The 17,796-nt window shown below is 31.8% G+C and carries 2 protein-coding genes; both read right to left on the bottom strand.

What is annotated here, in order from left to right; all coding sequences use genetic code 11:
* Positions 1 to 176: 176 nt before the first annotated feature.
* Positions 177 to 1,808, bottom strand: a complete 1,632-nt coding sequence (locus tag ACMOUI_RS11675) for a BCCT family transporter (RefSeq protein ID WP_418965867.1) — start codon at positions 1,806 to 1,808, stop codon at positions 177 to 179.
* A gap of 124 nt (positions 1,809 to 1,932) precedes the next feature.
* Positions 1,933 to 17,721 (bottom strand): hypothetical protein, encoded by a 15,789-nt coding sequence (locus tag ACMOUI_RS11670; protein ID WP_418965866.1) that lies wholly within the window; start codon positions 17,719 to 17,721, stop codon positions 1,933 to 1,935.
* Positions 17,722 to 17,796: the final 75 nt, after the last annotated feature.

Here is a 17,796-nt window from a genome sequence, read left to right as displayed (position 1 = left end):
GTATCTCTCCACCTTTTAAAAAGAAAAATAACTTAACAAAATTTAAAGAAACTTTTAGTTATATTAAATCTATCTTCACTTTTAAATAGATTATATAGAAATAAAAAAATAGGAGCTCACAAAATAATGTGAGCTCCTATTTGATTCCCATTGAATATAAAGTTTGAGATAATTTTTTACTTTGCGCTGATCTCTTTTAACGTATCTGATAGATACCCAATCTCTTCCAATGACATTTTCTTTATCTCATTTTTTAACTTTATACGTTTTTTTATAAAATTATCTCTTTTTAAAGAGTAGAAAAGTGAAAAAATCATTATTGGAAATAATATTAACAGTGGAAATGCTATTATTATTGATGCTGTCTTTAACATCTCCAGCCCTCCTGCAGATATAAGAGCTATTGCTAAAAGAGATTGAAAAAGACCCCAAATTAATTTTTTATACTTTGGAGGATTTAAATCCCCATCTGAACTCATCATACCTAAAACATAGGTAGCTGAATCAGCAGAAGTTATAAAAAATGATGCTAAGAGTATTATTGCCACTCCACTCATTAAATTTCCAAAAGGATATTTACCAAAAACTAGAAATAATGCTGTTTCTGTGTGTTCAATAGCAACTTTTGCAAACTCTTTTCCCAAAGATATACCCAAAGTTCCAAAAGCTGAAAACCAGATAAATGAAACCAGTGAGGGTATCACTACAACTCCTATTATAAACTCTCTTATAGTTCTACCTTTAGATATTCTAGCTATAAATGTACCTACAAAAGGGGTCCATGCAACCCAATTGGACCAGTAAAAAATTGTCCATGACGATAACCATGTCTTATCTCCAAAACTATTTGTTCTTAAACTTATTTTTAAAAAATTATTTAGATAGTTTCCTAAACTCTCTGAAAAAACATTAAAAATACCAATTGTTGGACCAAACATAATAACAATAAGAAGTAATAAAAAAGATATAAATACATTTAGATTGGATAAAGTCTTTATTCCCTTATCCAATGATCCAAGTGCTGAATACACAAAAATAACTGTTACAACTCCTATTATCACAACTTGGCTAACCATATTATTTGGAATGTTAAAAAGATAGTTAAGTCCACTATTTATTTGAAGCGCTCCTAATCCCAATGTTGTTGCTACTCCAGTTATTGTGGCTAAAACTGCAATTACATCTATTCCCATTTTTATTTGATTTTCATATTTTTTCCCCTTTAAAATAGGTGAAAATAGAGAACTTATCAATCCTTTTTCATTTTTTCTAAACTGAAAATACGCCATTCCCAATGCTAAAAAACTATATATTGCCCAAGGGTGTATTCCCCAATGGAAAAAAGATGTATTAAATGCAAAATCTATTGCTGATTTAGAGCCACTCTCTATTCCCCCTATTGGATTTATAAAATGGGTCATAGGTTCTGCCACACCAAAAAATACTAATCCAACTCCCATTCCAGCTGAAAAAAGCATTGAAAACCATGATATATTTGAATATTCAGGTTTGGAATCATCTTTTCCTAGTTTAATATCTCCATAACTACTACAACATAGATATAGACACACCAATGCTATTAACAATACTATTATTAAATACAAAAATCCAAAATTTGTTATTATGGAATTTAATAATACTTTTGTTATCTTTTCGAACTGGGATTTGTTTAATCCAATAATTGATAAAATTGTAAAAATGATAAAAAATGAAATGTAAAAAATCGGGGTCTCTTTTCGTAAAAAGTTTTTTAAAAATTTTGTTCCTCCATCATTTAATCCTATTCTCTCTCTTTTGTTCACACTCATGTAAAACCTCCCTTTTTTTAAGTAATAGATATATTGTAACATAGTTTATATTTTCAGTCAAATTTGAGGTATTAAATAAAAGTCAAGGTTTTTGAGTTTTACCTCATAAACCTTGACTCTCTTTTTAGAATCTTCCAATTGCGTTTATAAACCATCCGTTGGCTTTATAGTCATCAACACCTAAATTATCACTAAATCCTGAGAAGTTATACCCTCCTCCAAATTTTAGATTTTTATGAATATTTTTGTAAATTCCGATTATAGCTCCTGAAGCTACATCACTCTCTTTTTCATCCACTAACCAGTGATATTGACCATATATATCCCAATTGTTTAAAATTGTATAGTTTGCCTTTAACCCTACTAAATATAGATTATTATTGACAACTATGGAGTTTCCAGAGTTTCTAATATATGTATCCTCCTCTTTTCTATAAGCTGTCTTAAGTCCTAAATCCCATCTTTCAGTTATTGAATATATCGATTCAAACTCTATTATATAGGCCTTGGATCTATCTGAATCATCTGGTTCATCATTTAGAATAATTGTATATCGTGATAAAAAATTAAGTCTATCATTCTCTACTGGTCTATATGCCAATCCAATACTACTCTCTATAAATTTTGAGTTTTCAATATCATCTGTAAAAGCAAAATTAATTTTTCCAGCAAAAGTATACTCATCATTGTATACATAATTAAAATTATTTGTTGTTAAATATTGTCTAATTTTATTATTATTTCTTTCCTCTCTGTACTCTATTTTGTTTTTTAGCATAAAATCAGCTTTCTCTATTCTTGAGTAAACTGAAACTCCCTTCCGTTTACTCTCACCCTCATTGTCAGGTAATTCTATTTTACCAAGCTGGAAGGAAGCTCCAAAAGTGACATCCTCATAGACTTCATAGTCCGCTCCATAGGATTGAGTTACTCCGTTTCTACCCTTCTCTTTTAAAAATTGGTTCTCTTGATATATGTTAATTTTTTCTGTTACACGGGCTCTTTGTCCTCCAGTGATTTTGTTGGTATCCTCCTCTCCATCCATGCTATACCCTAAATAGATTGTATAGTCATCTGTCACACTATAGTCCGCTCCTATCTCGCTGTAGTTGCCTCTACTTCCAAAACTTGTTTTTCCATTTACTGTTAATTTTTCAGTTAGAGCTTTTTCTCCACCAAATGTGATAATGTTATTAGTCTCATATCCATTACTTTTACTGATAGTAACTTGCCCCTCTGTGTAAACTTTGGTATTTTCATCAATTTCATATTCAAGTCTAGCACCAACTAAATCTCCACTTCCTACGCTATCTTTTTCTAACTCTTCAACATGTTCAAAAGCTAATCCTGCAGCTATTCTCTCAGTAATTAAATACTCCAGTTGAATTCCTATGCTCTCTTTCTTATCAATTAAAGAGTTCAAGTAGTCTTTTTTCTCCATATACTCATACTTTATTTTAGTTTTGGCTCTATCGGAGTTTCTAAAATTAATTTCACCACCATAACTTTCAAGCTCTTTATCTCCTAGATCTGATGCGAAAGAGAAACCACTCTCTTTTCTATCATACCAAGCTCTTACATCATTTCCATATGGAGAGAAAATCTCTGGATTTAAATCTGCAAAGTTTAGCACACCTGTAAAACTATAAGCATTTCCTGAGATATTTTCATCACTGTTGCTTATTTTCTTAAAATTAAGACCTCCATCTAAAGATATAAAAGAGTTATCACTTTGTACTCCTTCACTTCTACTTACCTCTCCTTTGAAATATGTATTTTCAGTGGCTTTTAAAATCACCTCTGCTCCTGATAAAGTATAATCTTTTCCATCTCTATTCTCTTTAATATGAGTTGCTCCAATACCTATATTATCGTTTATAAACTTTTGTCCACGAATTCCGTAATCTTTTTCATTGATATTTTGAGAATTTGTTGGAACATATTCATAATCTACAACTAAATAGGAGTAGTAGTTTCCATTTGGAGATCCTTGTATTATATCTCCATCAATATTAGAAACCACACCATTTAAAGGTTTATTAAGTATTATTCTTCCTTGATATGGGTCAAATTGATAGTCTTTCCCCTCCTGAAGATACATAATCTTTTCTGTCAAGCTGGTATTACTATTGACTACTTTTATCCAAACCTTCTCTGTTCCACTTAAAACATCTCCATTTTTTAAGAAATATAAACTTCCACCAGTTCCTAAAAACTCATCATGTCCAAATAGAGAGTCAGGTTCAGATGCAAATCCTGTTAAGCTAGTTTTATCATCACCAAATTTTGTAGTTTCATTGGAAATATAACTTCCTTTAGCTCCATATAAACTTCTGTTATATTGCATATACTTTGAGCCTGTAAACCCAGTATTATAATTTCCCCACATAATAGATGACTTTTCATACTGAAGTTTTAAATATATCTTTCCATCTGTTTCAACATCTCTATAAACATATGATTTATCACCATAAGTTGGATAGTATGCGTAATCTGTATCCTCAACTCTTTCAAATAAAGTTTGTTTATCTCTTTTTAATATATCATTAAACATCTCATTTACACTATTTGCTTTTGTATCTATATGTGCCACAAATCTAAATTTATCTCTATATTTTCCTCTTCCATAGTAAGCTATTCTTCCCTCATTATAGATGTTGTCTGCAAAATATTCTGGACCAAACGGATTGTCGGTATCCAACACCTCTTGATTTCCTGAAATATAGTTTCTTCCAATAGAAAAATCTGCAATTCCAGTTCCCATATAGTATGTTTCAGGTAAAGTTACTTTTAAAAAATACTCATTCTCTTTACCATCTTTATCTATAACTTTAATAGGAATATCGTATCTATCACTTGGCATATATTTAGAGATTACAAAAGTATCTTGATTTACATCATACTCATCCTCTCCTATATAAACTTTCTCTATATCTTTTAACCCATCTCCAGTAAATCTTGCCATTCCAGTATTTAAAGGTATATTTTGAACTTGTAAAAAGACCTCATTTTTACTCTCATAGTCGAATAGATCTAACACTGGTTTTCTTGAAACCAAATCTATATAACCAATCTCTGTAATATCGAAGTTATTAGATTTATCCCAAACTTTAAGCCTCACTTTAAGTTGCTTTCCAGCACTGAAATCCAATTTACTTTTTCTTTCAGAACTCCAATTTACTTTCATATCATTGTATATTTTATCTCCTGAAATTATACCTATTGGTGATGCCAGAGTACTGTCCTCTTGAGAGTATATCTGGATTTCATATTTTGATACAAAATCTCCATAATTAGTTTTTATTGTAAACTCTAGGTTTTCACTAAGCTCTCCACTCTTTACTATGGCTCTTTCTGGCAAACTTAAAATCAATTCTGGCTCAATCTCTATTGAATCGTTCACTACCCAAATTGCACCCTCTTTTAAGTATACTCTATTTTTATCCACAACTGTTTTACCACTTACTCCTCTCACACTAAAGTTGAACTTTGTTAATCCTTGCGGAGTAACTCTTTTTACTTGTGGGTTTTCGGATAAAACTTCTACATTTTCTGGAAGCGTTGTCACATCCAGTTTAATTTCATAGTTCTCTCCCATTTTACTATATACCCATTCATCAGGTACATGATATCTACCAAATCTATCAGTTATTGCTACAATTCCTGTTGGTGTAATAAGTCTAACTCCCGGAATCCCTTTTTCACCCTTATTTTGATATCCATCTCCATTTGAATCATAGAAAACTTTTCCTATAATAGATGCTGTATCCAGTAGACTATCCCCTATTATAGATACTGTTGCCACTCCTGTATTAGATATTTTTTCTCCATTTAAAGTCATATAAGCTTGGTTTTTATATTTTCCAAATGTCACTCCAATACTTGGTTTTAATAGATATCTAACTCTAAATTTAGTAAATGGCTCCATTGTAATCGCTGGGAAATTTAATCCATTTCCTATAATCGGTTCTGGAACACTCATTAAGTCATCACTGGTATTTAAAACTCCATCTGCTCCAGATTCTACTAACTCCGTAGTTCCTTTTATATATTTAAATCCAGGTGGAATTAGATCTTTTAAGATAACATCTATAAATCTAGACTCATTATTATTTTCAACAATTATCTCATATTCCACTGCTTCTCCAACTTTTATATCTCTTTTTAGAGCTCTTTTTATAACTTTCAATTCCCCTTCATTATCAGGTATCTTTTTTATATAGTTTGTTACACTCGCTGTTTCAACTTTACCTGTCAGAGGATTTTTAGCACTGAACGTATTCGTTATTGTATCATCAATACCTTTATTTATTTTTCCTGTTATAGTATATGTTATTTTATTTTGTCCATCTGATCTAAGATTTACAACATTACTTATATTTTCATTATCATTTACAGGAATTTGCTCATTGGCACTGATTCCGCTCTCTTTAACTGATATGCTCCACTCTGTGAAAAGAGGGTTTCCATTCTTGCCTTTTAATTCAGTTATCTCATCTTTCAACTCCACTCCACTTATATTACCAATACCTATGTTTTCAGCATTTAAAGTGTAAATTATAACCTCATCTTCATCTCCATAACTCTCTTTATTAGATAGTTTAGATATAGATAATATCGCTTCTGGCGGTATAAATGTCACATGATTTTTAAACTCCTCTTTATTTAATGGATCTATTACATCTGATTCCACAATGATATCCCCTGACAACTCATTGTTTACAATTGCGGTAGCAGTATAGGTAATAACTCCTTTAGGAGGAATATTTACAAACTCCTGTATATCTAAATTTGGAGTCTCATTGGCATTTTTTATTAAATTTTGAGATTCTACTTTTGTAAGTGTCCATGAGTTAAAACTTTTTATTTTCTCCCCTGTAACTCCAAGGGAAAAACTATCTGTTATAAGTTCTTTTACATCAATATTATAAGCATATCCCAATCCAATATTTTCAACTATTAAACTAAAAACGACCTCTTTTCCAGGTATATACATAGTTTGCTCCTGAGTCATCTTAGCCATTATTTTATAGTTTTCAGATATTATTGTATTCTCTGCAACAACTCCTTGAGCCTTAACTATATTCGTTAATGGACCTATGGCACTCGGTGCTACAACAGCTCCTACTTCATATGTTACTGACGAATTTGGAGGCATATCTAAAATATCATATAGATCTTTTCCCTTAACCTCATCTTTTATTGTAGATATCACATTTGGACTTATATCTTTAATTTTAATTGAAGCTGTTGATATATCAAAAGCATTTACCTTCCCCGTTGGAGTATCAACTAGAATATTATTTAGAATATCCTGAACTACTATGTCATTACCATATCCTTGTCCTATATTTTTTACTGTTATATCATAAGTCAATCGTTGTCCTGGAACATATCTCTCACTCTGTGGATTTTTTGTAACTTCTATCTCAGAGTTTTTTGGAATAGATTCAAAAAAAGATGTGTATGTATTTCCAGCCTCAATGGAATATACAGTATTCTTTATTGCACCTATGGCATTATCTATAACCTCTGCTTCTATTGAAAATGTCACTGTATCAAAAGAGTGTATATCCATTATGGCTCTAATATCCTTTCCATTCTCTACCACTCCAGAAACTGTTGTTAAAGGATCAGCTTTATAGCTTATTTTCCATCCTGGCTTAAAAGCAGGAACTGTATTTCCTAGAGAATCTAAAACAGTAACCTCTGATATCAAATCTTCCAACTCCACTCCTGGAGCATTATTTATGGTATTATTACTCACTGTTATAGTATAATTAATAGTTTTTCCAACTTCATACTCAACACTATCTGCCACTTTTTTTAAAATTAATTGAGGTATTTTTTGTATAGCTATTACCTCCTGACTTTTAAACAGTGTTCCATTTTGTGTTGCTCTAGCTGTATTGGTAATAACTCCTACAACATTTTCAGAAACCTCTCCACCTATGACTATAGTTACTACAGTATTTGGAGCTATATCCCCTTTTACCAATAAATTCTTATTATTAATAATCTGAAGATTACTTATTCCTTGACTTAAAATGGAAGCTCCTATGGTACTTTCCTTAAAAGCAGGCCCCACTCTCCCTCCTAAAGTCTGAGTTAAGATATTTTTAACTTCATCATAGATAGTTACATCTTTTAACCAACCATTTCCACTGTTTTCAACAGTTATTGTATAATAGAACTCCGCTCCTGGCTCATAATATTTAGAACTCTGTACTTTATTTATTTTTAAAGCCCCTGGTACAGAGTTTAAAGTTATCTGATCATCATAAATAGTACCTAAATAATCAGCTGTTACTATATTTGTAATTGGTTCAATTCTAGTTTCTAAAACTGTGGTCTGAACCTTAATGTTTATACTCTCTCCTGGGTGAATATCTGCTTGTGCTGTTAAAATACCATTTTTAATAGCTAAATTATAAATTTTTGATAGTTTATCTGTAGTATAAGTAGCTATAATTTTACTCACATCAAAAGCTTCACTGGAACTCAAATTATCTTCAATATTTATACCAGTGGCATATCCAGTTCCTGTATTTGTTACTTGAATGTTATACACAAGCTCATTTCCAGGGATAAACTCTGTTGTTGTCGCTGTTTTAGTTACTGTAATAGTTCCTACATTTGGCTCTATTGTTGCAACTTTCTCTGTTACCGTTGAATTATAAGTTAAAATAGCTTTGTTTGTAATTTCACCAATTGCATCATCTATTGCAAAACCAGAAACATCTATTGTCAGAGTAGTCTTTGGAGCTAAATCTCCTGTTACATCAATATTTCCAGTTGTAGGTACATCCAAAGACGTGTTTGTCGAATCTCCCACAATAGATGCAGTTATTTTATATCCAGCTTTAAATGGAAATTTTTTTGTTCCATCAAGTGTTTCCACCGTCATACTCTCTATCAAATCTTGAATATTTAATCCAGCTGCTATTGCATCACTTGTATTTGATATAGTTACCGTAAATTCCAGATTTCCTCCTGGAGAGTATGTTGAATTTTTAAATGTTTTATCCAAAGTCAATACTGCTTTTTCACCTGTTATTGTCACACTTTTTTTCTGAACATCACTTCCATCTATTGCTATGGCCTCATTTGTTATATCTCCATAGACATTTTTATTTATTATTCCCTCTATGGTAAATACTGCTGAAACTCCAGGTTCAATATCTAAGACATCACTTAAATTATTGTTATTTGGATATGAGTTATCAACATATACTATTCCATTAGCTGGATCAGGCTTTCCAGAAACAGTCCAACTTGAAAAAGCCTTTGATGTCGTATTTCCTATGGAATCAGTGGTAATATTTCCTATTAAATCACTTAAAGATACATTATTTAAATATCCTTTTCCTGAATTTTTTACTTTTACTTGATAGATTACTGTTCCACCTGGGATATACGAATCTCCCTGCACTAAACTTTTACTTAATTCCATCACCCCTTTTGCAGGTGGTATGATTGGACTTTTATAAGTCATATTTCCAAAACTAACTTCATTTGCAGGTATTGTTCCCACTGCTTCTTCTGAAACTGTTCCTGTCAATAGTATTGTAACTGATGATTGGGGAGCTACCGTTATCACCGTATTTAAAGGTTTATCATCTATAAAATCTGCAGACTTTATAACCGTTCTCTTACTAGAAGAACTCACTTGCCATTTATAGTTTGAAAATGCGTTACCTAAAGTATCTCCAGCTAACTCTACAGCTAATAGTTCTACATTGTCTGATAAAGTTAGATTTTGTAAATAACCATCACCTACGTTTGAAAGTGTAATCTCATAAACTATCTGATCTTTAGGTGAATAAGTCATTCCATTTGTATAATCTTTAGAACCTATGCTTTTAATCCTTTTTATCACATCCGCTTTTCCACTCATAGGTTTTATTGTAGCTGATGCACTATTTATTTTAGCTCCCTGCTCAACTGTAGCTACATTTACTATTTGCCCCACAGGTCCTTCCAATTCAGTTTCATTCAATACAGCTTTAATTTTTACTGTTATGACCCCTTTACTTTCCAAATTTCCAGATACATTTATCTCCTCTGATGTTATATCTTGATTTAAAGGAACATTTATTTGTAAACTATCTCCTTGTGGATAAGTAAACTCTGTTACTTGATAACTGCTAAAAGCTTGAATCATATTTTGCAAGTTACTTTTCACTAGATTTTTCAAAATTGCATCTTTAAGAGTTATATTCGCGGCTACATCTCCTATGTTTGTTAAGCTTATTGTTAAATCTACTGTATTTTTTTCATTTGGATTAATACCATTACCAGCTTTATAAAACTCATTTGCTGTCATAACTAAATTTAAATCTGTTATTAAAGGATTTGATATTACTTCATTTGTTTTATTTCCATTGACATTTGCATAGTTAACTATTTGTCCCACTGTATTATGCTTTAGCTTTCCTGAAGCTGTTATCTTCACTTTGGAGTTTGGTGCTATATTTAACTTTGTATCTATATCTGTAGAGCTCTCAAATGCTGGTTTTATAGTTTCATCTACAAATTCAGTTTTTATCTCACTTAATAAATCCTTAACAGTTACATCCTTTAACCATCCTTGACCTGTATTTGATAGATTTATTGTATATGTTAATACATCTCCATCTACATAGTTTAGTTTATCCACAGATTTACTCGCCGATAGAACTCCTTTTACGGAGTTCAAAGTCACATTGGAGCTAACTGTTTTTTCACCTATCGCTTGAGCTGTATTTGTTATTGGTCCATATGCTTTATCATTAACTTTGGCACTCAATTTTATTACCACTGAATCTCCTGGATATATATCAGCTTCATTTTGCAGGTATCCATTTGTCATATCTGCAGTTCCTAACTTTGTATTTGAACTAGATGCATTTTGAGTAACTAGCCTAATATCAGAAAATGCTATCCCAACTCCTCCATCTATCAACTCCACTTTTTCTTCTAAAAGATTATCAAGTATCTTTCCATTATTAACATATCCATTTCCTATATTTTTTATATTTAAAGTGTACTCTAAATATTCTCCTGGAATATACTCCTTCACATTGGCACTCTTTGTTAGTGTCATTTCTCCAGCCTCTTGTATAACACTGACTTTCTCAGTTAAAAATGTGGAACCATTGTAGCTCCATTTTGCTTCATTCTCTATCTTTCCCAAAGATTTGGATGCCGCAACACCAGATATATTCACAGTTAATTGTGTCCCACTTGCTAAATCGATTTCACCATTTACTATATTTCCAAAATGAGGTATTTTTATTGCAGAGTTTTGAGTATCACCTATGATTGTTGTTGTTATTGTCCAACCTGACTGTAAAGCTGAGCCCTGTGCTCCTCCCACTTGCTCTGTAACAATATCACCTATTAAATCTGTCAGTAGTAAGTTATTAATTGTTGTATCTGAGTTATTTTTTATAACTATTTGAAATCCAACTCCTCTATCAGGAACATATGTCGGACTTGAAGCTATTTTTGTGACAGATATATCTGAAAAATTTGCTGGTTTTAAAGTAATCATATCTGCTTTATAGTCTTTATCTCCTAATGTAGCTGTATTTATGATATTTCCAACAACATTATTAGCTAAAGTTCCCTCTATATCCAGAGTAACTGTAACCCCTGGTCCTATATCTATTGTCGTATCCAATCCCTTTGGACCATTTATATTCCCATTGATATATGTATATTGCGTGAACTCTCCACCCACTGGACTATTATACACTATATTCCACGAATCAAATGCCGACCCTTGATTCCCACCAACTATCTCTGTGCTAATATTTCCTATAAGATCTTTTAAAACAATATCATTTCCATATCCAACTCCGCTGTTTTCTAAGGTCAATCTATATTTGATTTTATCTCCTGGTCTGTATATTCCATCTGATGGAGAAACTAAAACTTTAGACCCATTCAAAACTGGAGGTTCTGGATACACAGGATCTGATTTTATACTACTATTGTCATTTATAGTTAAAATATTTTGAGAAATAGCACCTAAAGCTTTCTTACTAATATCTCCACTTACCAGTATAGTTATAGATTGCCCTGGTCCTATATCTGCACTTTTTCTAATTGTTGTGGATGTATCTCCTCCCAAGGAGCTTATAAAAGTTTCGCTGCCATTTATTACTGGTGTACCTATAGTAATATTTTGAAGAGCTTGAACTAAACTGCTTACACCTGACTCCTCTGTCATAATCCCTGAAAAAATATCAACTATCTTTACTCCACTTAATATCCCTTTTCCTGTATTACTAAGAGTTATCTCATAAGTTATATTATCACCTGGCTTATATTTATCCTGTGGTGAAAATGGATTCCCAGCCAAAGTTTTAATAATATTTGTAGCCTTAAGTTCTCCTGGATATGGTTTTAAATTTACACTTTTTATATTTTGATCATAGATTGATGTATTTTGAAACTCTCCATATATTTTTTTCCCAATTGTTGCAGTTACTGTAAATACTACACTTCCTCCTGGTGCTATTATCATATTTGAACTTTTAATATCTTTATTATCTAGAGGCTGATAATCTCCTAAACTTGTTATATCACCATATAATTGTGTAGAAATATGCCATTTATTATCAAATGGATTCACTTTATTAGAGCCATTTCCAGCTTCATTTGCCACTATAGAACTCAATATATCAGAATAACTTTTTCCATAAGAAGTTCCCTTCCCCACATTTTGAATCTCTATTTTATATACAACAGTATCCCCTGGAGCATAGTTTGTAATCTCTTCAGTTCCTTTTGAATTGTACACTTTTTTAGTATGAACTATAACTTCTGGAGCCATTTGAGCTAAGGCTGAAGTTCTAACCACACCATTTATATTTACAGAGTTTACAAAACTTCCAACTGCTAGAGGATTTATCTTTCCAACTATAGTATATTGAATATATCCATATGGCCCTATATCAACTGTTGTACTTAAATTTTCATTATTTTTAAATGTACCAAAATCTGTGGCTGCTGAGCTATCTTTTTCAGCTGTAATTGTCCACCCTACAAAAGCTGGACCAGTTTGCCCATTAGCTAAAGTAGTATTTATACTTCCTATTAAATCTTTTACAGGATAGTTATTTAGGATTCCACCATTTTGATTTACGATTTTAACAGTATATTGAATATATCCACCTGGAACATATCCTGTACTAACTCCTGTTACTCCATCAACATCTAAGTACCTATCTAAAGTTTTTGTTGCTAAAAATCTATTTTGAGGAGAACTAGAGCTTGCTGAAACCGTATCTTCATCCACGTCTAACTCATTTATTATCGTTCCAACAGCAGTATCTGCAATTTGACCTGAAACTTCATATTGAATATATCCATTTACTGGTACATCAATATTTACATTTATATTAGATTCATCTGTTGGACGTGGAGCTGAAGCCCCATAACCACCAACTTTTATGTTTTTAACTTTCATTGTTCCTGGAACAAATGCTTGGATATTACCACCTTTTGAACTTTCTACCTGAATACTTGATAAGTCATCCTCTAGAGGTATCTGTCCTGCATTTCCTTTGCTATTATTTTCAACTCTTAAAATATATGTTAACTCTTTTCCTGGAAAATAATTACTTCCAACAGCTTGCTTTGTAATTGTCAAATTCTGTCTATAGTATGTTGTGACTAGTCCTTTATAGTTTATATCTCCCAATATATCTGGTCTAATTTTACCAGTTATCCTATAGACTAGATAATCTCCTTGAGCCACATCTACAGTTCCTGTTAAATCAGTGTTATTCTTTATACTGCTTAAAGGTATTGGAATTGTTCCTGAAGATATTTTAGATTCATTTTCTACAAATTCTACAGTGAACTCATTTTTTCCAGTTGTCGGATTAAAAAATACATTTCCTGTAGTCCCATTCATAAGCTTTACATCTAATTTATTTATATTTTCATTTATAGGATAGTTATTTAAATAACCTACACCATTTGGGGCTATCTTTATAGTATATATCAAGGTCTCTCCAGGTACATATTTAGAAAGATTCACTCCTCTCATAACTCCACCACTTGACCCCAAAACATTATTTTCTATGAAACTACTTCCAACTAATTTATCTTCACTATAGACAAGTGCTGTATTTTTCAGCTTTTGTGTCAGTAACTTTGGATTTGGAGTCGCAATAATTTTGTATTCTACTCCCTTTTGTGGAGCTAAGTTATCAATTAAATCATTCAATTTGTCATTTTGACCTTTACTTATTTTATCCTTTCCCTTATAGATCTCCCAAGACAAAAAAGCCTTCCCTTTTACATCTTTAATTGAAGTTCCATCTTCATTGGCTAAATTTCCAATTATAGTATTTAAATCATCAACTATTTTTATGTCTTCTACAACACTTTTAGAATTATTTAATACGTCTATTATATAGGTAATTTTACTCAAAGGGTTTATTGAAGAGGTACTTGATGTTTTTCTAATAAAAATAGTTCCATCTTCTTCTGCATTAGCTTCACTGGCAGAAGCTGTACTTATATTTCCATTCTGAATATCCTGAACACTGACTTCATTAGTGATTATCCCAGATAAATTTTTATTTAACTGTGCTTTTATATTATAAGTTACACTTCCTCCAGGTGCTATATCCACTTTTGTATCTAGATTAGTATTAGCTGCTATCTTTCCTATAGTTGTTCCATATCCCTTTGCAACTCCTGTTATTGTCCATGATGAAAAAGCCTTATTCTTATCTTCATCAAGAATTCTATCTAAATTATCTTGAACTATTGTATCATTTGCATATCCATCTCCTATATTTTCTATAACAATTATATACTCAATCTCACCGCCAGAGACATAGCTAGTATTTGTAGAGGATTTTGAAATCCTTAAAAATGGCATTTTAGGAGATGTCGTAGCTGTTGAAATATTTCCATTTTCAACTATACTATTACTAAATTCACCATAAAATATCTGATTAGATGTATTGTTTACCACACCCTCAACTGTGAATACTACACTTCCTCCAGGTGCTATATTAACCCTTGTATCTATGTCTTTCCCATCTACAACTGGAGCTCCAGAAACAGTTGTTCCCACACCATTTAATTCAGTTTTTATTGTCCAATTTGGTTTAAATACAGGTGCTTCTCCTCCTGATAGAAGTTCAGCTTTTATTGTGGATATACTATCTTTAACAGGAACATTCATAGCAATTCCACTCTCTGAAGAGTTGGATATTGTTATTGTATATGTAATAGCTTCATCCCCTAATAGATTTCCATTAGAATCTAAATTATTTGGGTATGATGTTTTATTTACACTTTTATTTATTGTTACATTTGTCGTTCTTGTTACTATTCCTTTATCACTAGTCAATTCTCCATCCACTTTTGCCATATTTATTATCTTTCCTTTAGCTAAAGAGTTAATTACTGCTGTAATTTTATACTCTATACTTTTTCCTGGGGATAATATTGCATTGACATTTAGATCTTTATCCACCAATGTTCCTGTAAATCCCACATTATCTGGTCCAGATGTGCTTATACTACCATCTGCATTATAAATAGTCCCTGTTACAGATGTACTTTCATATGCCTGACCTTGAACTCCTGTTACCAATTCTGTCGATATCTTTGAAAAAATATCTTCAACAGGTATATTTACTGCAGTTCCATTTCCTGTATTACTAACTATTATTGTATATTCTACTGGCTTTCCCGGAGTATACTCTGTCGCATTTACCTCTTTTTGCAACTCCAATTTATAAGGTGACATAGAAATTCCGTTTCCGTCCTCCACTACAGTTCCCGTTGAGTTCTCATCATATATTTTCCCCACTATATCAGGATTTACAGTGATTACTAAATCATATCGAATCTCTCCTCCTGGTCCAATATCTGCTTCTAGTTTTAAATCCTGTGTTCCAGGATTAGATACACCATAATTAAACTCTCCTTGAGCAGTTCCATTTCCACTTTTAGACCCAAAATTTAAAATCCAACTTTTTACCACAGAAGAGAGTCCACCACTTGTATTAAGGGCCTCTAATTTTGAAAGAGCATCTGTTATAGATACATTATTTGCAAACTTTGTATCTAAATTTCTAACAACTATGCTATAGTTTATGGTTCCACCAGGAGTATATTCATTTTGAATTGGAGATTTTGTAATTGTTATAGATTCATTTCCCGTTGTAATAGTATTTTGTGGCATATATACAGCTGTTGAGCTTTTTCCATCAGTTTGAGCAATATTTGAAATCTCTCCAATAGCAGTATTTTTTGTAATAATTGATACCTCATAATTAATCTTTTCACTAGGATATACTATAACTTTAGAATCATTTAAATTTAAATTTGTTAGAACTCCACCACTTTGCAAAAGGGATGATGTACTCTCAGTCGAACCACTTCCCAGACTAGCTACTATACTCCATGTATCCACTGGATTCCCTTCAATATCCTTAGCACCTACTCCACTAGCATTAGCTAATAGAGAAGTTATCGAACTAATATTATCAACTACATTTAGGTTGTATCCTATTCCTTCCCCTGTATTTTCCACAGTTATTAAGTATTTTATTAAACTCCCTGGGGAGTATAAGTTACTACTAAGAGCAGTTTTAGTAATAGCTATATTGGCAGGTTTTGAAGTTAATCCAGTATCTGAAGCTTCTAAGGTATTTCCATTTCGATCAGTTATTGTAACGCTATTTTTAATTTCTCCTACTATGTTTGGATTAACATATGTTCTTACTAAATATGTCACCTTATCATTTGGAGCTATTGATATATTTGTTATATTGGGCTCTGATGTTGGATTAAAATTACCAGTTGAACTAATGCTTGTCTCCGCTGTTCCCAATATAGTAACTCTTGAAGTATCTAAAGCTGGAACTAAGTTTCCTTTTGCATCCAAAGCCTTTATATCAGATAACTTGTCAATTAAACTCATATTTGTTATTGGAATTGTTGGACTTGTATTTGTTATTACTAAACTATAAACAACAACTCCATTAGGTAGATATTTTCCATCTTTATTAAGTGACGTTTTTTCTAAAGTGTAACTATATTTTGCCAATGCTATTGGACTAGCATCAACACTTTTTGTTTTTTTTCTAGCTGTCAGTGAGACACTGTTATTCAATGTTCCTGTAAATGTATCTTTTAATTTACCTGTTATTTCATAATTTATACTACCATTGACTGCTATATAGGCATTTTGGGCTTTTAAATTTCCACTTGAGTTATACACACCTGGATTTGTTCCAAACCCTGTAGTTGTTGCAGCTATACTTGAACTTTCAAAGGCATTGGTATCCAATATATCTTCTATATCGATACTTTTTATAGCTGCTGTTCCGGTATTTTTAACTACTACGTTATAAATTACCTCTCCACCTTTTTCGTAGTATGGAATGGTTGAGGTTTTTTCAACATCTAAAAAGTACTGCACTCTATCCATACTATTTTCTAAAGTTTTTACAACTTGATTATTACTATTTGTTAAAGTCGCTTTTACAGTTATTTTTTCATTTACATCAGGATTTATCTGTGCCTTAACTGTATACACTAAAGACCCACCACTTCCCAATATAAAATTTTTTACTTCTAAATTTCCATTTAAATCAAAGCTACCTGTACTAGTCCCAATTCCAGTTTGTGTAGCACTGTTTTGTATATTGCTAAAAACGCTTCCTTCTCCACCTCCATCTAATCCTGATATTAAATCTGCAATGGGAAAACTTAAATTCCCCTCAATAGCTATATTTGTATCATTTGTTAAGCTGAGTTTATACTCTACTCCATCACCATTGTCATACTCATTTACTGGTGTTACTCTTATCAAGTCAAATTCTACTGCTAAAACTATTTTAGATAACAAGATTAAAATCATAAGAAAAAGAGTCGTTCTTTTTTTCATATAAATCCTCCCCATTTTTACAAAAAATTTGTAAACTAATCATTTTTTACACCACTTTCGTTTACCAAATCAAAC

Source organism: Cetobacterium sp., from assembly GCF_048470075.1.
Taxonomy (GTDB): Bacteria; Fusobacteriota; Fusobacteriia; order Fusobacteriales; family Fusobacteriaceae; genus Cetobacterium_A.
Note: the sequence above shows the minus strand (reverse complement) of the source record. Positions and strands in the feature narration are given on the sequence as shown.